Origin of the sequence: Roseococcus microcysteis (genome assembly GCF_014764365.1) — a bacterium.
Lineage (GTDB): Bacteria > Pseudomonadota > Alphaproteobacteria > Acetobacterales > Acetobacteraceae > Roseococcus > Roseococcus microcysteis.
In genome coordinates this window covers 646,393-669,180 of record NZ_CP061718.1, presented here as the reverse complement: position 1 = coordinate 669,180, position 22,788 = coordinate 646,393, and the positions used below count along the sequence as shown (strand labels likewise).

Below are 22,788 nucleotides of genomic sequence, written 5' to 3'. Positions count from 1 at the left end.
AAGTTGCGTATATTGCACAACACTTGGCCGACCGGCAGAAATCACGGCGCGTCCCGCTGGCGGGCGGCTGGCATGATCGGCGGTGCAGGGGAGTTTGGATCATGGGCAGGATTCTCGTCACGGGGGCGGCCGGGTTCATCGGGGCGCATCTCTGCCAGGCGTTGCTGGCACGGGGCGAGGCGGTGCTCGGCCTCGACAATTTCAACGCCTATTATGACCCTTCGCTGAAGCAGGCGCGCCTCGCGGCGCTGACCGGCCAGGCGCCGGCGGACCGGTTCCGGATGGCCCGCCTGGACCTCGCCGACCATGAGGCGGTGCTGGCGCTGCTGCGGGAGAACCCCGACATTGACCGCGTGGCCCATCTGGGCGCCCAGGCGGGCGTGCGCTGGTCGCTGGAGGCGCCCTTCGCCTACACCGCCGCCAACGTCACGGGGCACCTCTCGGTGCTGGAGGCGGTGCGCCGGGCGGAAGGGCGAATCCGGCATGTCGTCTATGCCTCCACCAGTTCGGTCTATGGCAGCCGCACCGATGGCGCCTTCCGCGAGACGGACCGCGTGGACCGCCCCGCCTCGCTCTACGCCGCGACCAAGCTGGCCGATGAGGCGATGAGCAGCGCCTATGCGGACCTGTTCGGCCTGTCGCTCACGGGGCTGCGCTTCTTCACCGTCTATGGCCCCTGGGGGCGGCCGGACATGGCCTATTGGCTGTTCACCGAGGCCATGCTGGCCGGGCGGCCCATCCAGCTCTTCAACGAGGGGCGGATGCTGCGCGACTTCACCTATGTGGACGATATCGTCCAGGGCGTGATGGCCGCGCTGGACAACCCGGCGCCGGGCGGCGGGCACCGGCTCTACAACATCGGGAACAATCGGCCGGAACAGCTGCTCGACCTCGTCGCCATCCTGGAGGAATTGCTGGGCGTGCGGGCCCAGCGCGTGCTGAAGCCCATGCAGCCGGGCGATGTGCCCGCCACCTATGCCGACATCTCCGCGATGCGGCGGGATTTCGGCTGGGCCCCCACCACCGACCTGCGCACCGGGCTGACGCGCTTCGTCACCTGGTGGCGTGCTTATTTCGGCGATGGCCCCGGAAGGGCTTGATCATCACCATGATCTGAAAGACGACCTTCCGGGACTGCCGCGATCCACGAGGACAATGTCATGCAACCCGTCCAGACCCAAAGCCTCAGCCCTCATCTGCGGCGGCTTGAGGCCGAGGGGATCGCCATCATCCGGGAGACGGTTGCCAGTTTCCGCAACCCCGTCCTGCTCTACTCGATCGGCAAGGACAGCTCGGTCGTGCTGCATTTGGCCATGAAGGCCTTCGCGCCCGGCCGCATACCTTTCCCGTTGCTGCACATCGCGACCGGCTGGGATTTCCGTGACATGCTGGAATTCCGCGACCGCCGCGCGGCGGAGCTCGGTGCCCGTTTGATCGTGCACACCAACCCTGACGGCCTCGCACGCGGCATCGGTCCGCTGACCCATGGCAGCCAGGTCCATATGGATGTGATGGGCACCCAGGCGCTGAAGCAGGCGCTGGACATCGGCGGCTATGACGCGGCCCTGGGCGGCGCGCGGCGCGACGAGGAAAAGGCCCGCGCGAAGGAGCGCGTCTTCTCCCACCGCGCCCCCGGCCATGTCTGGGAACCGCGCGGCCAGCGGCCGGAACTCTGGGGCCTCTACAACACGCGCATCGCGCCGGGCGAGACCATGCGCGTCTTCCCCCTTTCCAACTGGACCGAGTTCGACGTGTGGGACTACATCGCGGCCGAGCAGATCCCCGTCGTACCCCTCTATTTCGCGGCCGAGCGGCCCGTGCTGCGCCGCAGCGGCGCGCTGATCATGCGCGACGACGACCGCATGCCGCTGAACGAGGGCGAGCAGGTGGAGAAGATGTGGGTGCGCTTCCGCACCATGGGCGACTGGCCGCTGACCGGCGCGCATGAGAGCCGCGCCCAGACCATGGAGCAGGTGCTGGAGGAACTCCGCCTCTCCCGCGTCTCCGAACGCCACGGCCGCCTGATTGACAACGACCAGGAAGCCTCCATGGAACGCAAGAAGCGCGAGGGGTATTTCTGAGATGGACGGCAGCACCATGTTGCGCGGCCTGCTGCGCGTTCTCACCTGCGGCTCGGTGGATGACGGCAAGTCCACGCTGATCGGCCGGCTTCTCCATGACAGCCAGATGATCATGGACGACACGCTCGCCGCCATCACCCGCGACAGCCGCAAGCACGGCACGGTGGGGGAGGAGGTGGACCTCGCCCTTCTCGTGGACGGGCTGGAGGCGGAGCGGCAGCAAGGCATCACGATTGATGTCGCCTATCGCTTCTTCACCACACCGCGACGCAGCTTCATCGTGGCCGACTGTCCGGGCCATGAGCAGTACACGCGCAACATGGCGACGGGGGCTTCCAACTCCGAGCTCGCCATCATCCTGGTGGATGCGCGCAAGGGGTTGCTGACCCAGACGCGGCGTCATTCCTACATCTGCTCACTGTTGGGCATCCGGCATGTCGTGCTGGCGGTGAACAAGGTGGACCTGGTCAATTTCGACCAGCAGGTCTTCGACCGCATCGTGGGCGAATACGCGACCTTCGCGGCCGGGTTCGGCTTCCACACCATGGTGCCCATTCCGGTTTCAGGCCGCTATGGCGACAATGTCAGCACCCGCTCCGGCAACACGCCCTGGTATCGCGGCGAGACGCTGCTGGAGCACCTGGAAAGCGTCAGCGTCGAGGAACAACTCACGCAGCTTGCCTTCCGCTTCCCGGTGCAGTGGGTGAACCGCCCCAGCCAGGATTTCCGCGGCTTCTCCGGCACGGTGGCCAGCGGCGTCGTGGCGCTGGGCGAGAACATCGTGGTCGCGGCCTCGGGGGTGACCAGCCATGTGACGCGTATCCTGGGCCCGGCGGGCGAGCAGGAGCGTGCGGTGGCGGGCGAAGCCGTCACCATCTGCCTCGCCGACGAGGTGGACGTGGCGCGCGGCGACGTCCTCGCCCCCATCGCGGACCGGCCCGCCGTGGCCGACCAGCTCGCCGCGCACCTGCTCTGGATGGACGAGGAGCCGATGCTTCCGGGCCGCCAGTACATGATGCGCATCGGCAATGTCTGGACCTCGGCCTCGGTCACTTCCATCAAGCACCGGGTGGACGTGACGACGCTGGACCACCAATCGGCCACGCGGCTGTCGCTGAACGAGATCGGGCTGTGCAACCTCAGCACGGCGCAGCGCGTGGCGATGGATCCCTACGCGCGGAACCGGCTGACCGGCGCCTTCATCCTGGTGGACCGTTTCACCAATCGTACCTCCGGCTGCGGGATGATCAATTTCGCGCTGCGCCGCGCGACCAATGTCCACCATGAGCACTTCCTGGTGGACAAGGCGGCGCGCGCCACGGCGCTGCACCAGAAGCCCATGCTGCTATGGTTCACGGGGCTTTCCGGCTCGGGCAAATCCACGGTGGCGAAGCTGGTCGAGCAGGCGTTGCACCGTGCCGGGCGCCACACCTATTCCCTGGACGGTGACAACCTGCGCCATGGGCTGAATCGCGACCTTGGCTTCACTGACCAGGACCGTGTGGAGAACATCCGCCGCGTGGGCGAAGTCGCGAAGCTGATGGTGGATGCGGGGCTGATCGTGCTGGCCTCCTTCATCTCGCCCTTCCGCGCGGAGCGGCAGATGGTGCGCGAGATGCTGGGCGAGGGCGAGTTCCTCGAGATCTTCGTGGATACGCCGATCGAAATCTGCATGCAGCGCGACGTGAAGGGGCTGTATGCCAAGGCCAGGCGCGGCGAGATCGCCAACTTCACCGGCGTGACCAGCCGCTATGAGCCGCCGGGGGCGGCGGACATCGTGCTCGACGGCGGCAGCTCCCAGCCGGAGGCCTTGGCGCAGCAGGTATTGGAGGTGGTGAACCGGCGCTTGGGGGCGGAGTGAGTGGATACGCGCCTGCCATCATGGCAATGCAAACTGCCCCGCTTGGGTGGCCGCTCTCCTGCGGACCCTAAAGATCGCAGCTTTCCATCTTATTGATCCGATTTCGCAATGATGTCCCCACATGCGGGGCAAGGCCACACTCGCCCCGATGCCATTTCTGTCCCCCACACTTCAGTGAGTGGTTCGAGGATTACAACACCATCAATTTCCAAAGCGATATGTCCGCCTTGACTTGGCTCCGTTCCAATTTTTACTTGGGACGTTTAATATATGTGCTTGTTCGTGAATGATACCATTGTGGTAGAAATTGTGGTCCGTCGGGTTGACGGTTCGGTTTTCGCTGGAGCGCAAGCCTATGTTCAAGATCGCAAATCGCACGCAAGGGTTGGGTTATGCCACCTCTGATGCCAGATTGCGCAAAACCGGCCATTTCACATTTACGACGGAAACGGCGCGCGATTAATATGCGGTCTTGCTGCCTTTATCTTCGGCTCAACACCAGAACTTGGCTACCATTGGGGTTGAACGGCTTTGTCTGACAGCCCATCCGGGAAGTTTGCTTTCACGCTGAGCGTCTTGGGGCCAGACGCCGAAGCATGATGCGGATCATGGCCATGCGCACGAAGGCGGCAGCGATACGGCAGTGGCGCTCGAAATCGCGGGCCAGCCGTCGGTTGCGGCTGATCCAGCCGATGGTGCGCTCCACGATCCAGCGCTTCGGCAGCACGACGAATTTGTGCCTGTCGCAGCGGCGGACGATCTCCATCTTCCACAATCCGGTGCGGGCAACGACAGCAGCCATCTTCGGCCCCCCATAGCCCGCATCGCCGATGATGCGCTCGACAAAGGGGAACAGCCTGCGCGCCTGGCGCAGCAGCGGCTCGGCGCCGTCGCGGTCTTGCACGCTGGCTGGGTGAACAACCACACCGAGCAGCAAGCCCAGCGTATCGGTCAGCAGGTGACGCTTGCGGCCGACGATCTTCTTGCCCGCGTCATAGCCGGACGGATCAAGCGTAGAGCCCCCTTTTGCGCCGCCTTTGCCGTCTGGCTGTCGATGATCGCCGTCGTAGGGCTGGCCTCACGGCCTGCCTGCTCGCGCACCGCGACAAAGAGCACGTGGTGCAGGCGCTCGATGGTCCCTTCCCACTCCCAGCGCGAGAAGTAGTCCCACACCGTGCTCTTCGGCGGCAGGTCCTTCGGCAGCGCGCTCCACTGGCAGCCGGTCGAGAGCACATAGAACACCGCGTTCAGCACCTCGCGCACATCCACCCTGCGCGGCCTGCCTCCGTGCTTCGCGGGTCGGATCAGCGGCGCCACCAGCGCCCATTCCGCATCCGTCAGGTCAGAGGGGTAACGCAGCCCGCGCCGATCCGCCGCACGTCGATGCTCCGCCGTCCACGCCATCCGTCTGCTCCCGCGAACCGTCCGTAGGACCAGAGAATCACATCCGATTCAGACGATTCAATTCCTTTCCGGATGGGCTCTGACAGAATGCCCCAAGCCCTTTCCCCTGCAAGAAAAAAAAGCTAGCTTTGTAAGGAAGGCGCAGAGCCCTGGCGCCTCGCCGTGGGCGTCACCGTCAGGAAAGGCATCGTATGCGTTTCGTCGTCGTGATCCCTGCCCGCTATCGGTCAGTTCGTCTCCCCGGCAAGCCGCTTGTAGACCTTATGGGGAAGTCCCTGGTGCTGCGTACCTATCTGCAGTGCGCGAAGGTGGTGCCGCAGGAGTTTATTTACGTCGCGACGGACGATGAACGCATCGCGGACCACTGCAGGGCCCATGGCATGCAGTACATCATGACTTCGCCCGACTGCCCGACCGGCACGGATCGTGTCGCGGAGGTGGCGACCCGAATTCCGGCCGATCTCTACGTGAACGTGCAGGGCGACGAGCCGCTGTTCAATCCAGGGGACATCGAGGTCATCCTCGATGCGGCGCGACGTGCGCCCGGCAGCGTCCTCAACGGTTTCGCGCCGTTCACGGATGAAGCGCTGTTCCGCAATCCCACGATTCCGAAGGTGGTGATGCGCCCCGATGGGCGCCTTCTCTACATGTCGCGCGGCGCGATCCCGACGACCAAGCGGCTCTCCTTCGAGGGTGCGCGGCGGCAGATCTGCATCTATGCGTTTCCTCCCGAGACGCTGCGCGCCTTCGCAGCGGCTGGCGGCAAGACCCCCCTGGAGAGCCTGGAGGACATCGAGATTCTCCGCTTCCTGGAACTGGGGTTCGAGGTGCAGATGGTGCCGCTGTCCGACCATTCCATTGCCGTGGACACGCCAGAGGATGTGGAGCGCGTATTGGCCGTGCTGCGGGCCTCGGCTTCCACGGACTGAAGGCGGATGTCCAAACCCCCGCCGGCGAACGCCGATCTTTCTTGCCGTTTCGACCTCGCTCGTCTGCACATCATCGCCATTCGACCCGGCGCGCTTGCCATGACGGTGCGGGTCGGCACGAAGATGCACACGACCGGCTTCGATGCCCAGCACCGCGCCGAGGCGACATTCCTGCTGGCCGATCTCCAGGAGGAGGCCTCGCTGGAGCATGAGGTGCAGCTTCTGCTGGCCGACGGGACATCCGCCACCTTGTCGGTGCCGCTCATGACGCGGGTTGATATCCGCACCGACGCGGAGTTTCTGGACCGCGTCCAATCTCTCCGGAACCGCATCAAGGACCCCGCCGCGGTTCGTTTCTGCGCCCGCCGCCTCCTGCATCGCCGGCCCGCCGCATCGCCCGCGCTGCGCGCCGCGGCGCTCTGCGCCATTGGCTACCGTATTGCCGAGAGCCTCGATCAACTCGACCCTGACCTGCCGCTGTTCTGGCGCGAAGTGGGTTGCCTCCTCGCCGAAGTTGAGGGCGGCGAGGACCTGGTTCGATGGACGACCTCGGTCACCATGTGCGCCACCTACGTGGCGATCTTGTTGCAAAACGACGTCGAGGCGGAAGCGCTGCTGCGCAAGACACTGTCCTACCGGTCGTTCCTGCCCAAATTGTCTCTCCTGCACACCAATTTTTCTCGTAGTGACATGTTGCTGGCCCTCATTCGTTTGGCGCGAGGGGACAGTCATGGCGCAGCGCTGCTGCTGAAGGACGTGCCGGACGTCGCCCGCACCGGCGTCGCCCACAGCCATATCGACAATCCCATGAAGGGTCGCAGCCAGTTCAGCGAGATCTTCGCGGTCATCAAGTCGCTCCGCATCGCCCACGGCATCGCTCAGGGGTTGCCACAGGCAACCAATGGCGAGCAGATGCTTCGTTTCGCGCTCGGCATATCAATCGGCGAAGTGACGAACATCACCCGGGGGCTGGAGGCAAAGGGGCATTGGTCCCGTCTGTTGATGCGCGCCGCCGGACGCGATGGCGATGAGGAATTGCCATCTCCGCAACGTATGATGGCTGCGGCGCCGGCGCCGGCGCCGGCGGCGGCAACGCCCCTCTCCGCCAACGCGGAAGCCTTGTGGCGCGCCGCGTTGGCCGCCCTGTCCGCGGGTGGGGAGGCGCCCCGATCCGATGGGCTTGCCGACCTTGACGCGGAGCTCGACGCGAACCATCGGCGGGGACGTTTTGATTGGCAAGCCGCTTTGGAGCTGTCACGGGCCCGCCTATGTCTGGCGTTGCTGGCCCGCGTACAGAATGATGAGAATTTGGCCTTTGATCTTGCCGCCGAAGCGGGGCCGCGCATCAAAAATTTGCTGTCTGTAGGCAGTCTCAACGCTTCGGAGGATTTTGATGCAGCTGGACTGATGGTTCTCTGTGCATCCTCCAGTTTCCTCTTTGCTCACCGCTTCCTTCGGCCCTTGCCGCCTTTGCTGAAAGATAATTTGGCAGGACAAGAATTTATCAAAACAACCAATCGTGTATTGCAGGATCCAGTTTTGCCTAAGTTACTTGATGAATTCCTGCAGCTTCATTTAAGCGAAGATGATATTTATGCTGGCTTAAGGTCATCTTCGGGAGTTCAATTGTTGAAGAAAAAAACAAAAAACGAGTCGCAAGTAAAGGGATTAAATTGATGAATCTTGATATTGCGTAGTGGTATTGTGTTGCCTCGACGCCGCTATTGGCCAATAGAGGGAGATTCATTTGCTTTTGGTGGGGGTGCGTTTACCACTTAGGGCGAATTTCTTGAACCATCCCGCCATCTTGGGCGCGCGCATCGGCATATGCCTGGGCCAACTGCCTCCAGCGCACTGACCGTCAGGCCGAGTTTCGCGATGCACGGCGCCCCTGCGCTTCTCGGCCAGTTCCCCGCAGCGCTGCAGTTCACATCATTGCCGCTCGCGGATGCTCTGCCTTTCCGCGGCAGCCAAAAGTTTCTCGATACGGTCATGGATGGATGGGTTTGCTCCCACCAAAACAGCGTCTTGCGCCACGGCCCTGGCCTCTGCGTGGCGACCCATCCGGGCATGCAGCTCTGAAAGAGCCGGCAGGGCAAGCCTTGTCTCGCCAAGATCACGGGCTTTTTCGAAATCGGCCATTGCATCTGACAGCCTGCGCATCTGCAGCAGCGTGCGGCCGCGTTCGACCCGGAACTTGCCAGAGCGTGGGGCGAGACGACAGGCGGTATCGTAGGCGGAGAGAGCCTCTTCCACTCGCCCGGCGCGCCGCAGTGGCATGGCCACGGCAAAGGCGACGCCCTTGTCTTGAGGCGCAAGCCGCAGAGCCGTCTGCGCGGCGAAGGTCGATAGGGCGGGACGGCGGCGACTGGCGAGTATCGCGAGGCGCGTCCACCAGAGTGCGTTGTTGCGGCGCATCTCACGGAACTTGTTCCGTATGTCGCCCGCTGGCTTGCCATGAATGGCAGCAAGTACCCACGGCTTCAGAAGCCCCGCCTTGGCAAGAGTCTTTCCGACGGGATGCCCCCCGAATGGAATGACCAACGGCATGCTATTTGCTGAAAAAGTCAGCAAATTCGTCGCATGCAGTTGCTCGGATGTCATGACTGGATCGTATGTGATATGAAATTCCGCGTCCGGGCAAAGGAGCTCACTCATCTCATCCCGCAAGAAACCGGGGCCTGCGAGGATGCGCTTTGCATGCGACAGGTAGCGCGGATCCCAGGGTGCTTTGGCCGGGTCAATGGAAAATTGCGGTGAGATCGATATGATCGCAGCCGCTCCGAGGGCCTTGCTGCAAACCGCGGCTGCATAGCCCCCCATGCTCGACCCGTAAGTCACAACCCGCTCGAATCCGCGGGCATGTTCTCGAATCGCAGCGAGAGCTTGGTAGGTCTCAGGCGTCTGGAACCAGTGATCGAACGACACCGTGACATGCGCCGCGGCGATGTTCTCCTTCGCCAGCAGGGCCTCGGCAAACCCCTTCCGATCGAGCCTGTTTCCCGCGCTGGAGGCAGGGAACGTGACCACCAAAGTATGGCTACCGCCTGGCACCAGACGGACGCGTATGTCCTGACCGGAAAAGATGATCTGTCCGGTTTGTGTAATCGCATCTTTTGCCATGCACTTAAATTAACACCGTAAGTGGTGGAGCCGCAATGCTTGCTTTTGGACTGTTTCCCTCCAAGCGGACACTTGGTTTTCGACCTGCTCCGCTGAATGTGTCCACCCAGTCGGAAATTCCTCTGCGTCGATGGTTTGAAAGCGATGTGACGTCCAGCAACGCCAAGCAGTGCCTATGTAGTCGTCCATTGTGCGAAGAATGCGAGGACGCCGACACAGCGTAATGCGCCAGACACGAAATCGAACGGCCAGCGCTGGTTCACCCCCCGCGGCTGCGCCATTGGCGCCCGGGTGCCCCATGCCCGTTTCCGGGCGCCGCATTGGCCACCTTCGGCTCTTCCTCTCGATAACGCCGCAACAGCTTCTTGCGGATCGGCGCCAGGCCCTCGCGCGCCAGCAAACGGCCCAAGCGATAATACCCAAACCACCGCAGCTGGCGTAGGCCCGTATCGTCTGCCAGGCATCGGCTGACGCTTGGCCGCTCGGGGCAAGGCGGATCAGATCACGCCAGACGCTCGCTCAGCCCGTGACATCCTCGGCATGGGCGATCGCCTCCGCCAACGGTTTCTTCCGCCTGGCATTCGGCTCCTCATGCACCTGAAGCCGTTTGGCCTCGGTCACCTCAAGCCTGCCGACTGCCCGGTCGAAATGGGGGAGGTTCCAGCTTGTCGTGCATTTGAGCCGCATCCATGTGTATATGAGCAGAGAATCTAGGAAGCATGGCTTGGAACCTCGCTCCCATCACGTCGCCATGGAGGCCCGCTTCGGGCTGGGGCTATCGCCGCGTGAAGCACTGTCTGCCCACGGCGCGCAGCGCAGCACGCCGCAAGACTGGACGCAGCGGATGGCAGATCCGCTACCTCCGGGAACACTGAACGCGGTTGAGGGGCTGGATCACTTCCTGCGGCGGCGCGCGTCGGTGATCGCCACGCGCGCCCGAGGTGGGCGGCCTGGAGAGGGTCGGGACTGGCTGACACCAGGCGAGGTGGCCGAGCAAGTCCTCAAGGCGCGGCTGGACGCCGCGGCAACCACACAGGCAGGCTTCGCCGAGAGGTTGGTCTGGTTCTGGAATGATCACTTCACCGCCAGCGCCGCCATCATCTTCGTGGCCTACTTCCTGCCCGACCGCGAGCAGGCGGTGATCCGCCCGGGGCTGCGGGGTTCGTTTGCCAGTTTGCTCAAGGGTGCGGTGCTGCACCCGTCCATGATCTTCTACCTCGATCAGCGTCGGTCGCTGGGCCCGAACTCCGAATTGGGAGCGCGATTCCGCGGACGCCTCGGCTTGAATGAAAACCTCGCGCGCGAAATCCTCGAATTGCACACGTTGGGTGCGGACGGTGGGTACACCCAGGAGGATGTGTCGGAATTTGCGTTGGCCTTGACCGGCTGGTCCATGGACGTCAGCCCCCAGGCCCCCACCGGTCAGCGTCTCGGCTTTTTCCCGGAGCGGCAGGAGCCAGGGCCGCGCCGTGTTCTGGGGCGCGTCTACACGCAGACGGGGCCTGACCTTGCCCTCGCCATCCTGGACGATCTTGCCCACCATCCCGCCACTGCCAGAAACGTCACGCGCCGCATGGTCCGGCACTTCGTCGGGCATGGCCTGCCAGGGCTGGAAGCGCGGCTTGAGGCGACGTTCCTCCGCACGCAGGGGGATCTGGGCGCCGTGACCCGCGCGCTGGTCGAGGATGTGGAGGCATGGGGCCCGCCGCGCAAAGTGCGCTCCCCCATGGAGTTCCTCTTCGCCACGGCGCGGCTGCTCGGCGGCTTGCCCGCGGCTGTGAAGCCCACCAGTGCCTTGACGGCCATGGGCCAACCCTTCTGGTCCCCGTCCTCGCCCAAGGGCTGGCCCCTCGAGGACGAGGCCTGGGCCGCGCCCGACGCCATCAAGACGCGGCTCGATTGGGCGAAGGAGGTGGCGGCGCAAGTGCCGCCTACGCTGGACCCCGTGGCCTTGCTCGACGCCACCTACGGCTCCGCCGCCAGCCCGGAGACCCGCCGCGCCGTGGCCCGCGCCGCCGATCGTCGGCAGGGCCTCGCCCTGCTGCTCCTCTCGCCGGAGTTCCAGCGCCGATGATGCATCCCATTGCCCGCCGCACCGCCCTTGCGGGGCTGGGCTCGCTCTTCGCCTGGGGCTTCGCACCCCGCCTCGCCACCGCCGCGGCCGGTGACCCGCGGCTGCTCGTCATCCTGCTGCGCGGCGGGCTGGACGGGATCTCCATGATCCAGCCCGTGGGTGACCCCGCCTTCGCCGCCCTGCGCGGCGCCGATGCCGGCGAGGCCGTGCCGCTGGACGGTCTCTTCGCGCTGCATCAGGGCATGCCCAACCTGCTCGCGCTGTTCCGCGCGGGGCAGGCGCTGCCGATCCACGCCGTTCATACCCCCTATCGCGAGCGGTCGCATTTCGACGGGCAGGATGTGCTGGAAACCGGCCTGCCCCGGGTGATGGCCGGCGCGCGCACCGGTTGGCTGAACCGCGCCCTGGCGGAGATCCCGCGCGGGGCACGCCTTCCGGCGCCACGGGGCCTCGCGGTCTCGCCCGTCGTGCCCGTCATCATGCAGGGGCCGGCGGCGGTGGAGACCTGGCAGCCCCAGGCCTTCCGCTATGCCGATGAGGACTTGGTGGCCCGCCTTCTGGACCTCTACGAAGCACGCGACCCTGGCCTCGCGGCCGCCTTGCGCGCGGGCGCCGATCTGGACCGCGCCATGCAGGAGGTGCCGGCCGGCCAGCCAGGTACGACCCGCATCCCCGGGCGCCCCGACTTTGTCACGGAAGCCGCCGGGGCGGCGCGCATCATGGCTCTGCCGGATGGGCCACGCGTGGCCGCGCTGGGGCTGACCGGCTGGGACACGCATGCGGGGCAGGGGACGGCGCGCGGCAACCTGGCCAACCGTCTCGGCGCGCTGGACGATGCCATCGGCGCCATCCATACCGGCCTGGGGCCGGTATGGGGCGATACGGTCGTGGCGATCGTGACGGAATTCGGCCGCACGGTGAGGATGAACGGCAGCGCTGGCACCGACCACGGGATGGCGACCTGCGCCCTGCTGCTGGGCGGCCGGGTCGCGGGCGGGCGGGTCCTGGCGGACTGGCCTGGGCTGGCTCCGCACCAGCTTCACGAGGGGCGGGACCTTCGCCCCACGGCCGACCTGCGTGGCGTCCTCGCGGGAGTTCTGGCCGACCAGCTCGGCTTGTCGGGCGCCGCATTGTCGCGGGCCTTCCCGGATGCCGCCGGCACCTCGCCCTGGCGGGGATTGATTCGTACCTGAATCGGGGTGAGGGGTTACCGTGAAGTGCTTTACGCAGGTGAGGTAAATGCCTAATAGCGAAATCATGTCTCGGGAGGAAACGAACCTGTGGCCTGATCAACAACCGGACCTTGATGCGCTCAGTGTCAACGTCAAGGTGCACGCCGAATTTGTCGAAGGTGAAGATCGCATTGCCTTTCTAGTCGAGGTGACAGACGTGCCGCCCTCCCTGTTGGGGGTGCGGATGCGGCTGGCCTTGGGGCCTGTGACGGTGATGACATTCACGCCGCCCGACAGGCCCACTACGCATCCGCTGCGCTTCGGGCCGACCCGTCTGGACTATGCGAACGTGGTGTTGCTCAACTCGCATGTCTTGACCCTTCGGCCCGATGACGCGACTGCTCAGGCTGCCGTTACGGTCCATCACGGCACGGGCGAGGTGATGGAGGCGATGACCCTCCGGGACGAAGCCGTCTTTTTCGAGCGCATCCAGTTGCATCACAGCCGCTTCCGCGACCGACGGCTGCTGGTGCTGGGGGCCCGCGCGTCTTTTCCTCACCTGGCCTCGTTCGAGGCGCGCTGCGCCGCCCTGACCGTGGTGGCCCACCGCCTGCTGGAGGCCGATCCGGCCGAGCCGCCGTCCAAATTCGCGTCCGCGCTGGCCGCCTGGGTGTTGTCCGAAGGCGACATATTGGTGACTGAAGGCGCGGCGCGGCTTGCGCAGGCGCGGGAGGCGGCCTGGAGCGATGTCCGCTGGACCGTCTCACTGGCCACCGTTTGCGCTCTGCTAAGCCTTTGCCGGGACGATATCGAGGGCGCGCATCACCATTTCGGGATCGCGGCGGCCCAGACGCATCATGTGGCTGTTGCCCCCGTGAGCGCCTTGAATCTCGTGAATGCGTGCCTGTTCAAGGGCCTCCTGCTGGCCATGGACGATCGGATGGAGGAAGCGCGGGAGCATTTCGAGCGGGGCGTAAAGGCCTTCCCCCCCTGCGTGGCAGCGCAGAACGTGATGCTGAACGTATGGGTGATCGGCGATCTGATCAACGTCGCGCGCGCGTCACGCCTCTGTTTCATCGCACTCGCCCGTTGTGGTCTGTTGCCGCCAAGTAACGAGCCGGTGATCAGTCCCGGTTCCCATCTTGATCTCGGCGGCGTCCAGTCTCCGGTGGCGCGCATCCTGGCGGCCGGCCACGCCCGGCGTCTCGCGGAATTCGTCGCTTCCGTCGCCGAGGTGTCGCCAAAGGTTCTTGCCTCATGATCTCGAGCATTCCTTCCGTCATCGAGGTCACCGCCGTATTGGATGAAGCCGCCCGGACCGCGGTTTTTTCGTTGCAGCCAGGGCTGCGCTTGCCGGGAAAGTCCTCCCGGCAATGGGTGGTCTCGTTGGGTGGCAGGGTGCTCGCGCGCTTCCCGGCGGACATGCTGGCACCGGTCAGCGCTGTCGTCCCGCTGGCGGAGCTGTATGAAACCGCCCACGGCCTTCTGGAAATTCATGACGACCAGGGCAAGGACGTCTCGGACTGGGTGCAGCTGAAGGGCGAGGGCGAATTGTTCGCCGCCTTGCGCATCGGCAGCGCGGAGGAGTTCTTCACGCGGCTGCAGCAGCACCACACCCGCTTTCGCTCTCTCTTCCTGCTGGAACTCGGCGCCCGCCTGGCCTTCGGGTCGGCCTGGGCGGACTACCGGGTGCGCGCCAGCGCGCTGACCATCATCGCCCACCGCTACCTGGAGCGCCTGCCAGGCCGCTTCACGGCCCAGGATGAGCGGCGGCTGGACTGGCTGATGGATGCCGCGGAGAAGCTGTTGCCGGAGGGCGAGGCGGCGCTGCTCAACGGACCGTTGGACTGGGAGATCGCCCGGTGGACCACCTCCCTCGCCACGGTTTGCGGCTACATCGCCCTGATCCGCCAGCAGCCGGATCGCGCACGGGAGTTCTTCGCCGTGCATGGCCGGCAGACCGGCACGGTGGAAGTCGCGCGGGTCAGTGCCCTGAACCTCGTCGTCGGCTGCTTCATGCATGGCCTGCTCTCGCACTTGGCGGGCCGGACGGAGGATGCGCGGCGCAGCCTCATACAGGGCCTTGAGACCGTGAAGCCCTCCGTCCAGGCGCAGGACCTGTTGGAAAACGTCTGGGTCATTGGCGACCTGATGAACGTCATGGCTGTGGGGCGTCAATGCTTCATCGCCCTGGTAAGGCTGCGCCTGCTGCACTCCGACCCCAGGCAACCGGTGCTCGATGCGGACGCCTCCATCGAGCCTTCGGCTGTGACGGGGCCATTGCAGAAGCTTCTCGAAGGCGGATACGTGCCGGAACTGGAAGCCCACCTCCTTCGCTATCGGTCCGCCTGACGGTTTTTTTTGCACTGCAGCACAAGGCGATTGACCCCATGTCTGTTCACCTTGATGATCATGGAATGATCTTCGGGCTGCATGGCATGTCGAATACAGTGAACTGGGCACGCGGAGCGTGAACGTTCCTGCATCGCCACCCGCGGGGATGCCTGGGATGCGAGAGCACCCCTTCCGTTCATGGACATTTTTCCCATGACTGCGGCACGCCGACGCCCGCCACGGTCGCATCGTTCCACCCCACGTCATCCGGAGACCACAGCCATGATCCTAGGCGCCATCGAAGAAGTGGAGCCCAACGCTGTCGCGGGCTGGATCTACGTTCGTAACGCGGATTTGCGCGATGCCACCGTGCTGGCCTTCCTGGACCGGCAATGCGTGGGCTCGGGCCGCGTGGGTCTGTTTCGCGAGGACCTGAAGGCCGCGGGCCTGGGTGATGGCCATCTGGGATTCCGCTTCGGCATCACCCTGCCGCGGCCGGCCGATGCGCTGCGCGTGACCGTGAGGCTGGAAGGGTGTGAGGCCGTGCTGCTGCAGGCCGACGCGCATGTCGGCAGCCGGCTCACGCCGCGCCCCGCCTCGGCTTTCATCGCCGGCGTCATGCCGTCCGAACCGGTGCGCGCCTGGCGTCACAATCGTGGGTGGCTTGATACCGGTACCGCCGACCTTCTCGCGACGCTCGAGGACTTCGGTGCCGTCACCCTTCCGATTGACGCCAGCCGGCAGGCCCCGGCGGATGCGGCACGCAACCTCTTCGAGGCGGTGACGCTGGCGCCTGTCGAGATTGCGACTGTGGATCTCGGGCCCATCAAGGGCATGCGGGCCCGCCTGCTGGACCCCACCGCGCCATGGGCGAACACGGGCCTGTTCGTGCTCTCGGCCGAGCGACGGCTGACCTTGCGGGTCGTGGAGATGGCCGGTTGCTCGCCCGAGACGTTGCTGGAGGAAGCCGACCTCTCAGGCGCGCTCGATTATCCGTTGGACCAGCGCAGCATGCTGGCGGTACGCCGTTGGGTGCACTTCGCACCCGGCCGCGTGGCCGGCGAAGGCAAGTTGCTGCTGCATTATCCGGTGGCCGCGGGCCAGCCCGCCGATGCGGCACAGACAGGGGCTACGGTGCCGGCCTGACAAGGTGGGCCGCTTGTGGGTCGCCGGGGATTCAAGGTAGCGTAGAGAACATTGGAAGAAGGAAATCGTGGCGATGGTCGAGCTCCTGGATTGCACCCTCCGCGATGGTGGCTATTACACGGCCTGGGACTTCGAGCCCGGTCTGGTGCGCACCTATCTCGCCGCGATGGCCAAGCTGCCGGTTCGTCACATTGAGCTCGGCTATGTGAACGACCCCATGCCCGGCTATGCGGGCGAGTTCTTCTTCCTCTCTCCCGAGCGGCTGCGCCAGGCGCGCGCCGCACTGCGTCCCGACCAATCCCTCGTTGTGATGATCGACGGCAAGGGCACGACGCCCGAGCGCATGGCGCCGCTGTTCGGCCACTTGGTCGGGCTCGTGGACATGGTGCGGATCACCGTATCGCCCGACAAGCTGGACCACGGCATCGCCCTGGCGCGCGCCATCAAGGCGACCGGGATGAAGGCCGGCTTCAACGTCATGTACCTGTCCACCTTCCAGACGCAGCTTTCGAAGATCTCCGCGGCGTTCGAGGTGCCTGAGGTGTTCGACAGCATTGCCCTGGTGGACAGCTATGGCGGCTGCACCCCGGAACGCGTGGAAAGCCTGTTCCGCGAGATGCGCGCCGCGCTGCCTGACAAGACCATCGGTTTCCACGGCCATGACAACATGTGCCTTGCCATGGCGAATTCCATCGCGGCGATCGCGGGCGGCGCCGATGTGGTGGATGGCACGCTGATCGGCATGGGCCGTGGCGCGGGCAACCTGCGCCTGGAGGCGATGCTGGCCTATCTGGACGGCCGCCCGGGCAACATGCCGGTTGACTACGAGGCGCTCTCCTCCGTGGTGGAGCCTTTTGACGCGCTTCAGCGTGAATATGGCTGGGGCACCAATCTCCCCTACATGATCAGCGGCGTGAACAACCTGCCGCAGCGCGACGTGATGGATTGGATCGGCAAGAAGCGTTACTCGGTGCTTTCCATCATCCAGGCCCTGCAGCGCCAGGCGGCGAGCGAGACCGATAGCCGTGCCTATCCCTCGCTGCAGCCGCTGGCCAATTCGACCCGCCCCGTGGTGGTCGTGGGCGGTGGCCCCTCGGTTCGGCGCCACGCCGATGCGATCGCCCGCTTCGTGGACCGCAGCGGCGCGCTGGTCCTGTTCTCCTCCTCGCGGCACATCGACCTGTGTGACCAGCTGGGCGGCGAACAGCTGCTGTGCCTGCCGGGCCATGATGCCATGCGCGTCGAGGTGACGGACAATCTCGGTCGCATGACGGCCGCCATCGTACCCACGCCGCCGCGGGTGGATGGCTGCGTGCCCGCCGGCTTCCCGCTCCAGGTGCAGCAGGCCGCGCAGCTCACCGCCGCCGGAACCGGCGACACGATCGGCCCTGTCTCGGATGTCAGCCCGCTGGACCTGGCGCTGGGCGCGGTGGTGGCCCTCGCCACGAAGGACTGCCTGCTGGTCGGCTTCGACGGCTACGAAACCGCCAGCACCGCCGAGCAGAGCCTGGCGCGCGAGGTGCAGAGCATGCTTGACGTCTTCCGTCAGAAGTACCCCGGCACGCGGCTGCGCAGCCTGACGCCGACCTTCTACGACATCGACGCCTTCTCCGTGTACGCCGAGCTGGCTGCGCTCAGCTGATCACTGATGATCGAAGACGGCGAGGTCCAGGCAGTCGTCTTTGACTGCGACGGCGTGTTACTCGACTCGAACGAGATGAAGGTGGCCTGCTTCCGCGATGCCGTGGAAGCGGCCGGCTTCTCACCGGGCGATGTCGAGCGCTTCAGCGCCTTCCAGCGTGCCAATTTCGGGACCTCGCGGTTTCGGCTTTTCGAGGCTCTGCTGGGTTGGGATCTGGAGCGGCGCCCACCGGTGGATCGTGACGGTCTGGTCGCGCTCTATGCGGAGCGGCTGCGCCACCTCTATGTCGAAGCCGCCGCCACCCCGGACATGCGGGCGGTCGTGGGTCGGCTGGCCGCGAAGCTTCCCACCTACGTGGTCTCCGGCTCAGACGAGGCGGAACTGCGTGACGTGCTGGCCACGCGGGGCGACGCGGCCATGTTCCGCCTGATCCTCGGCTCCCCGCGTACCAAGGTCGAGAACCTGCTCACACTTTTCGCCCGGCCCGAACTGGTGGCTCTGCCACGCTCCGCCATCACCTTCGTGGGCGATGCCGAGGCGGATTGGAAGGCGGCGCGCGAGACCGGATGCCGCTTCGTCTATATGGACCGCTTCTCGACGGTCCAGGCCCGGATGCGCGCGCTCGCCATCGAGGAGGGCTTCCCCGTGATCGAGGACCTGCGGGGCCTGCCCGCCGCGCTGGGCATGACGCAACCTGAGGATGGTTCACCCGCATGCTGACGGCCTTTCTTCCCTGCCGTGCCGGCAGCCAGAGGGTTCCCCACAAGAACACGCGCACCTTTGGCGGTGATAGGACTGGGCTGCTGGGCATCAAGCTGCGGCAGCTTCTGGCAGTGCCGGAGCTGGATCGCATCCTGCTCTCCACCAATGATCCCGAGGTGATCGCCTTGGCGGAGCCCTTCCTGGCCGCCAACCCCGGCCGGATGGTGCTGGACCGCCGGCCGGATCATCTCTGCTCCTCCGCCACTTCGACCGACGAGGTCATCGCCTATCTGCCGACGGTGATCGCCGAGGGCGATGTGCTCTGGACCCATGTCACTTCCCCCTTCCTTGGCAGCACCGACTATTCGGAGGCGATCCGCCTCTACCGTGAGGCACGGGCGGCCGGCACGCATGACAGCCTGATGGGCGTGCTGGAACTTCGGACCTTCATCTGGACACAGGACGGGCCGCTGAACTACGACCGCAATGTCGAGAAATGGCCGCGCACCCAGACACTGCCGGTCTATTACGAAGTGAACTCCTCGGTCTTCCTGGCCCCGCGCGCCACCTATGTCGAAACGGGCGACCGGATCGGCCGGACGCCGCTGCTGTGGTCGGTGTCAAAGGACCGATCCTTCGACGTGGACTGGGAGGAGGACTTCGTGTTGGCTTCGGATATCTGGCAACTTCGCCACGCCCCGCGCTGATCTGCCGCGGGGTGCGATATGCCTGCTCCAGCTATTGTGGAGGGCGGAACTCAACGGTTCCGCTAGTTCCACCTTTGCGGGTGCTGCTCTCGTACCCCGAATAAGGAAAGAGATCGGAGCGTTCCGCCAATCCGTGGCGAATACGCTGCGATGTCAACGAAACAGGGCAGCATTATCCCGCTGACGCGTCATTCTGCGCCTCACGAACGCTCCACCTGGTGCAGGGCGCCGATCACGCGCATCAATCCGTCCTGCCAGGGCGGCAAGGTGACACCGAAGGTCGCGTGCAGCTTGCCGAGCTCGAGGCGTCCGTCCGCGGGGCGTGTCGCCTTCACCGGATAGTCCTGCGTCGCAATGGGGTGCACGACCGGTCGCGGTCCGCCGAAGGGCTGCGCCGCGGCGAAGATCGCTTCGGCGAAGGCATGCCAGGTGGTGGCGCCCTGCGCGACGGCATGAAACACACCGCGATACTCGGCGCGCCAGCCGGTCTCCCGGGTGCGGGCCAGGATGGCGGCGATGGCGTCGGCAAGGTCGGGCGCCGCGGTGGGATGTCCATGCTGGTCCGCCACCACGCGCAATTCCGGCCGCTGCGCGCCGACAGCCAGCATGGTCCGGACGAAGTTCCTGCCGATCGGCGAGAAGACCCAGGCGGTGCGCAGCACGGTGGTCATCGGATTGCCCGCCAGCGCCGCCCATTCTCCCGCGAGCTTCGTGCGGCCATAGGCGGAAACCGGATGGGGCAAGTCCGACTCGTGATAGGGCTCGCCCTTCAAGCCATCATAGACGTAGTCGGTGCTCACCTGGATCAACGGGATCCGGGCAGCCGCGCACAGCCCGGCCAAAAGCGCGGGGCCGAGGGCATTGGCGCGGAAGGCGCCCGGTTCATCATCCTCGGCGGCGTCCACCGCGGTCCAGGCGGCGCAGTTCACCACCGCATCGGGCCGGGTTGCGGCGAAGGCGGCGCGGACGGTCTCTGGCTTGTCGAACTCGAAGTCAGGTTGCCCGACCAGGAACGCCTCGAAGCCCTGTGCCGGAAGGCTTGCCTCGAGGCCGGTGGCAAGCTGACCGCCGCGGCCGGTGACGAGAATTCGCCGCATCACCAGCTCCCACGCGGAAAGATGACCCCAGCCTCCGCGAGACGCGGCGCATTCGCGTCCTTGGCGGACAGGGTAGGGCCCTCCACTGGCAGCGGCCATTCGATGCCAAGTGCGGGGTCGTTCCAGGCGATGCCGCCATCGGCCTCGGCGTTGTACTCGCCATCCACCTTGTAGAGCACCTCGGTGTCGGGTTCGAGGGTGATGAGGCCGTGCGCGAAGCCGCGCGGCACCCAGATCTGGCGCCAGTTGGCCGCCGAAATCTCCGCCGTCACGTGCTGTCCGTAGGTCGGGCTGCCTTCGCGGATGTCCACGACCACATCCAGGATGCGCCCGCGCACCACGCGGACCAGCTTGCCCTGCGCATGCGGGGGACGCTGGAAATGCAGCCCCCGCAGCACGCCGACATCACGCGAGAAGGAGTGGTTGTCCTGCACGAACTCCACAGCGAGCCCCGCGGCGGAGAGCGCGCTTTTCTTCCACACCTCGCTGAAAAATCCCCGCGCGTCGCCGAAGCGGGACGGTTCGATCAGCAGCACGTCGGGGATGGCGAGCGGCGTGACCTTCATTCGGGGTGCGATCCGTTCGCGACGTCGATCAGGTAGCGGCCATAGGCGGTCTTGCCGAGCGCCTCGCCGCGCGTGCGCAGTTCTTCCGCGGAGAGGAAGCCGCGGCGGAAGCCGATTTCCTCCGGCGCCGAGACGAACAGGCCCTGCCGCTCCTGCACGGTCTGCACGAAGGTCGCGGCCTGCAGCATGCTGGCCGGCGTGCCGGCATCGAGCCAAGCGAAGCCCCGGCCAAGCTGCTCGCATGCAAGCGCCCCGTCCTGCATGTAGAGCAGGTTGAGATCCGTGATCTCGAGCTCGCCGCGCGCCGAGGGGCGCACCTGCTTCGCCATCTCCACCACGCGCCGGTCGTAGAAGTAAAGCCCGATCACCGCCCAGTCGGATTTGGGCTTGCTCGGCTTCTCCTCGATGGAGGTGACGCGGCCGGTGGCGTCGAACTCGGCAACGCCGTATCGCTCCGGGTCGACGACGCGGTAGCCGAAGACCGTCGCGACCCCGTTCTGCGCCCGGTTGCCGGCGCTGAGCAGCATCCGCGACAGGCCCTCGCCGTAGATGATGTTGTCGCCGAGCGCCAGGGCGCAGGGCTCGCCGCCGATGAAATCCTCGCCGATCAGGAAGGCCTGGGCGAGACCGTCGGGGGAGGGCTGCTCGGCATAGGACAATGTGATGCCGAAGGCACTGCCGTCGCCGAGCAGGCGTTGAAAAGCCGGCAGATCCTGCGGCGTCGAGATCACCAGGATGTCACGGATGCCGGCCAGCATCAGCGTGCCCAGCGGATAGTAGACCATCGGCTTGTCATAGACCGGCAGCAACTGCTTCGACGCCGCCAAGGTCATCGGGTGCAGCCGCGTGCCGGATCCCCCGGCGAGGATGATGCCCTTCATGCCTTCACTCCCAGGCGCTGGCCCGCATAGGCCTTGTCACGGATCGGCCGCCACCACGCCTCGTTGTCCAGGTACCAGCGGATCGTATGCTCGAGACCCGTTTCGAAATCATAGCGAGGCTTCCAGCCCAGCGCCGCTTCGGCACCGGAGGGGTCCATCGCGTAGCGGAAATCGTGGCCCGGCCGATCCTTCACATAGGTGATCAGCCGCTCGCGCGGACCGGCGGCGTCGGGCCGCAGGCGATCGAGGGTCGCGCAGATCGCGCGCACCACTTCGAGGTTGGTGCGTTCCTGGCGCGGTCCGATGCAATAGGTGGCACCCGGCGTGCCCCGCATCAGGGCAAGCACCAGCGCCTCGGCGTGGTCCTCGACATGGAGCCAGTCACGGATGTTGTCGCCCTTGCCGTAGACGGGCAGCGGCCGGCCCTCCAGCGCGTTCAGCGTGACGAGCGGGATAAGCTTCTCGGGGAATTGCCAGGGGCCGTAGTTGTTCGTGGTGTTGGAGACGAAGGAGGGAAAGCCGTAGGTGTGCTTCCAGGCCCGCACCAGGTGGTCGGACGCAGCCTTCGACGCGCTGTAGGGGCTGCGCGGGTCATAGGGCGTTTCCGGCGTGAAGGGCGGGTCGCCGGGATAGAGCGAGCCGAACACCTCGTCGGTGGAGACATGGTGGAAGCGGAAGGCGGACTTCGCCGGCTCAGGCAGCGCCGCCCAGTGTTCGCGGGCGGCTTCCAGCAGCACTTGCGTCCCCACGACGTTCGTGCGGACGAACTCCGCCGGACCGTCGATCGAGCGGTCCACATGGCTTTCCGCGGCCAAGTGCATCACGTGGCTGGGGCTGTGGGTGCGGAACACCATCCGCATCGCCTCGATGTCGCAGATATCGGCCTGGATATGGATGCATCGGGGGTCACCCGCGTGCATGGCGAGGGCGGCAGGACTTGCCGCGTAGGTCATCTTGTCAACATTGACGACCGTCTCGTCCGAAGTGGCAAGAATATGGCGGACAACGGCTGAACCGATGAAGCCAAAGCCACCTGTCAGTAAAATTGTCACCGCATACGATCCCGTTT

The 22,788-nt window shown here is 65.6% G+C and carries 19 protein-coding genes; 13 read left to right on the top strand and 6 right to left on the bottom strand.

The genetic code is table 11. From position 1 onward, the window contains the following. Nucleotides 1-101 precede the first annotated feature (101 nt). From ICW72_RS03105 to cysN, 3 genes are read left to right on the top strand one after another with little or no spacing between them, the layout of a single operon-like run. Nucleotides 102-1,100 carry an NAD-dependent epimerase/dehydratase family protein gene (locus ICW72_RS03105; protein WP_191084889.1) on the top strand — a complete coding sequence of 333 codons (999 nt, stop codon included), beginning with the start codon at nt 102-104 and terminating at the stop codon, nt 1,098-1,100. A gap of 60 nt (nt 1,101-1,160) precedes the next feature. Continuing rightward, a complete protein-coding gene (gene cysD, locus ICW72_RS03100) occupies nt 1,161-2,081 on the top strand; it encodes a sulfate adenylyltransferase subunit CysD (RefSeq protein WP_191084888.1) in 921 nt (306 codons plus the stop codon). Between the two features lies 1 nt (nt 2,082). Further along, on the top strand, nt 2,083-3,942 hold the full coding sequence (cysN, locus tag ICW72_RS03095) for a sulfate adenylyltransferase subunit CysN (protein WP_191084887.1): 1,860 nt from the start codon (nt 2,083-2,085) through the stop codon (nt 3,940-3,942). Nucleotides 3,943-4,504: 562 nt separating this feature from the next. On the opposite strand, the gene ICW72_RS03090 is transcribed toward cysN, so the two are convergent. Then, nucleotides 4,505-5,346, bottom strand: a protein-coding gene (locus tag ICW72_RS03090) for an IS5 family transposase (protein ID WP_408639218.1) whose coding sequence is annotated in 2 segments (ribosomal slippage) — nt 4,505-4,965 and nt 4,965-5,346 — 843 coding nt in all. Because the reading frame shifts where the segments join, the coding sequence is not laid out codon by codon here. A gap of 191 nt (nt 5,347-5,537) precedes the next feature. Between ICW72_RS03090 and ICW72_RS03085 the strand changes: the two genes are divergently transcribed. Continuing rightward, nucleotides 5,538-6,275, top strand: coding sequence for a 3-deoxy-manno-octulosonate cytidylyltransferase (locus tag ICW72_RS03085; RefSeq protein WP_191084886.1), 738 nt, complete (start codon nt 5,538-5,540; stop codon nt 6,273-6,275). A gap of 6 nt (nt 6,276-6,281) precedes the next feature. Then, a complete protein-coding gene (locus ICW72_RS03080; protein ID WP_191084885.1) occupies nt 6,282-7,952 on the top strand; it encodes a hypothetical protein in 1,671 nt (556 codons plus the stop codon). A gap of 255 nt (nt 7,953-8,207) precedes the next feature. On the opposite strand, the gene ICW72_RS03075 is transcribed toward ICW72_RS03080, so the two are convergent. Continuing rightward, entirely contained in the window at nt 8,208-9,398 is a 1,191-nt protein-coding gene (locus ICW72_RS03075; RefSeq protein ID WP_191084884.1) for a tetratricopeptide repeat protein, read from the bottom strand. A gap of 751 nt (nt 9,399-10,149) precedes the next feature. On the opposite strand from ICW72_RS03075, the gene ICW72_RS03070 reads away from it, so the two are divergent. From ICW72_RS03070 to ICW72_RS03035, 8 genes are all read left to right on the top strand, one after another. Continuing rightward, nucleotides 10,150-11,472, top strand: a complete 1,323-nt coding sequence (locus ICW72_RS03070; RefSeq protein ID WP_191084883.1) for a DUF1800 domain-containing protein — start codon at nt 10,150-10,152, stop codon at nt 11,470-11,472. Next, on the top strand, nt 11,469-12,665 hold the full coding sequence (locus tag ICW72_RS03065; protein WP_191084882.1) for a DUF1501 domain-containing protein: 1,197 nt from the start codon (nt 11,469-11,471) through the stop codon (nt 12,663-12,665). Before ICW72_RS03070 ends, ICW72_RS03065 begins: the two co-directional genes overlap by 4 nt. A gap of 64 nt (nt 12,666-12,729) precedes the next feature. After that, complete coding sequence (locus ICW72_RS03060) at nt 12,730-13,905, top strand: hypothetical protein (RefSeq protein ID WP_191084881.1); 1,176 nt, start codon at nt 12,730-12,732, stop codon at nt 13,903-13,905. After that, nucleotides 13,902-14,996, top strand: coding sequence for a hypothetical protein (locus tag ICW72_RS03055; protein WP_191084880.1), 1,095 nt, complete (start codon nt 13,902-13,904; stop codon nt 14,994-14,996). Before ICW72_RS03060 ends, ICW72_RS03055 begins: the two co-directional genes overlap by 4 nt. Before the next feature lie 264 nt (nt 14,997-15,260). Continuing rightward, nucleotides 15,261-16,124 carry a hypothetical protein gene (locus tag ICW72_RS03050; protein WP_191084879.1) on the top strand — a complete coding sequence of 288 codons (864 nt, stop codon included), beginning with the start codon at nt 15,261-15,263 and terminating at the stop codon, nt 16,122-16,124. 73 nt (nt 16,125-16,197) lie between these two features. After that, the gene (locus tag ICW72_RS03045) at nt 16,198-17,766 is read left to right on the top strand and encodes a beta/alpha barrel domain-containing protein (RefSeq protein ID WP_191084878.1); all 1,569 of its coding nucleotides are present in this window, start codon (nt 16,198-16,200) and stop codon (nt 17,764-17,766) included. Between the two features lie 6 nt (nt 17,767-17,772). Then, entirely contained in the window at nt 17,773-18,486 is a 714-nt protein-coding gene (locus tag ICW72_RS03040) for an HAD family hydrolase (protein WP_191084877.1), read from the top strand. Next, nucleotides 18,480-19,175 (top strand): acylneuraminate cytidylyltransferase family protein, encoded by a 696-nt coding sequence (locus ICW72_RS03035; RefSeq protein WP_191084876.1) that lies wholly within the window; start codon nt 18,480-18,482, stop codon nt 19,173-19,175. The genes ICW72_RS03040 and ICW72_RS03035 overlap by 7 nt, the downstream gene beginning before the upstream one ends. Before the next feature lie 200 nt (nt 19,176-19,375). Here the strand turns inward: ICW72_RS03035 and rfbD are convergent, their stop codons facing one another. The 4 genes from rfbD to rfbB are packed head-to-tail and all read right to left on the bottom strand — an operon-like array spanning nt 19,376 to nt 22,771. Then, on the bottom strand, nt 19,376-20,272 hold the full coding sequence (gene rfbD, locus ICW72_RS03030) for a dTDP-4-dehydrorhamnose reductase (protein ID WP_332308973.1): 897 nt from the start codon (nt 20,270-20,272) through the stop codon (nt 19,376-19,378). Next, the gene (gene rfbC / locus ICW72_RS03025; protein WP_191084875.1) at nt 20,272-20,838 is read right to left on the bottom strand and encodes a dTDP-4-dehydrorhamnose 3,5-epimerase; all 567 of its coding nucleotides are present in this window, start codon (nt 20,836-20,838) and stop codon (nt 20,272-20,274) included. Before rfbC ends, rfbD begins: the two co-directional genes overlap by 1 nt. After that, complete coding sequence (gene rfbA / locus ICW72_RS03020; protein WP_191084874.1) at nt 20,835-21,719, bottom strand: glucose-1-phosphate thymidylyltransferase RfbA; 885 nt, start codon at nt 21,717-21,719, stop codon at nt 20,835-20,837. Before rfbA ends, rfbC begins: the two co-directional genes overlap by 4 nt. Beyond that, on the bottom strand, nt 21,716-22,771 hold the full coding sequence (gene rfbB / locus ICW72_RS03015) for a dTDP-glucose 4,6-dehydratase (protein ID WP_191084873.1): 1,056 nt from the start codon (nt 22,769-22,771) through the stop codon (nt 21,716-21,718). Before rfbB ends, rfbA begins: the two co-directional genes overlap by 4 nt. Nucleotides 22,772-22,788 lie beyond the last annotated feature (17 nt).

Coding starts and splice junctions, on each gene's coding strand:
- ICW72_RS03105 (WP_191084889.1), top strand. CDS start 102: ATGGGCAGGATTCTCGTCACGGGGGCGGCCGGGTTCATCGGGGCGCAT.
- cysD (WP_191084888.1), top strand. CDS start 1,161: ATGCAACCCGTCCAGACCCAAAGCCTCAGCCCTCATCTGCGGCGGCTT.
- cysN (WP_191084887.1), top strand. CDS start 2,083: ATGGACGGCAGCACCATGTTGCGCGGCCTGCTGCGCGTTCTCACCTGC.
- ICW72_RS03085 (WP_191084886.1), top strand. CDS start 5,538: ATGCGTTTCGTCGTCGTGATCCCTGCCCGCTATCGGTCAGTTCGTCTC.
- ICW72_RS03080 (WP_191084885.1), top strand. CDS start 6,282: ATGTCCAAACCCCCGCCGGCGAACGCCGATCTTTCTTGCCGTTTCGAC.
- ICW72_RS03075 (WP_191084884.1), bottom strand. CDS start 9,398: ATGGCAAAAGATGCGATTACACAAACCGGACAGATCATCTTTTCCGGT.
- ICW72_RS03070 (WP_191084883.1), top strand. CDS start 10,150: ATGGAGGCCCGCTTCGGGCTGGGGCTATCGCCGCGTGAAGCACTGTCT.
- ICW72_RS03065 (WP_191084882.1), top strand. CDS start 11,469: ATGATGCATCCCATTGCCCGCCGCACCGCCCTTGCGGGGCTGGGCTCG.
- ICW72_RS03060 (WP_191084881.1), top strand. CDS start 12,730: ATGTCTCGGGAGGAAACGAACCTGTGGCCTGATCAACAACCGGACCTT.
- ICW72_RS03055 (WP_191084880.1), top strand. CDS start 13,902: ATGATCTCGAGCATTCCTTCCGTCATCGAGGTCACCGCCGTATTGGAT.
- ICW72_RS03050 (WP_191084879.1), top strand. CDS start 15,261: ATGATCCTAGGCGCCATCGAAGAAGTGGAGCCCAACGCTGTCGCGGGC.
- ICW72_RS03045 (WP_191084878.1), top strand. CDS start 16,198: ATGGTCGAGCTCCTGGATTGCACCCTCCGCGATGGTGGCTATTACACG.
- ICW72_RS03040 (WP_191084877.1), top strand. CDS start 17,773: ATGATCGAAGACGGCGAGGTCCAGGCAGTCGTCTTTGACTGCGACGGC.
- ICW72_RS03035 (WP_191084876.1), top strand. CDS start 18,480: ATGCTGACGGCCTTTCTTCCCTGCCGTGCCGGCAGCCAGAGGGTTCCC.
- rfbD (WP_332308973.1), bottom strand. CDS start 20,272: ATGCGGCGAATTCTCGTCACCGGCCGCGGCGGTCAGCTTGCCACCGGC.
- rfbC (WP_191084875.1), bottom strand. CDS start 20,838: ATGAAGGTCACGCCGCTCGCCATCCCCGACGTGCTGCTGATCGAACCG.
- rfbA (WP_191084874.1), bottom strand. CDS start 21,719: ATGAAGGGCATCATCCTCGCCGGGGGATCCGGCACGCGGCTGCACCCG.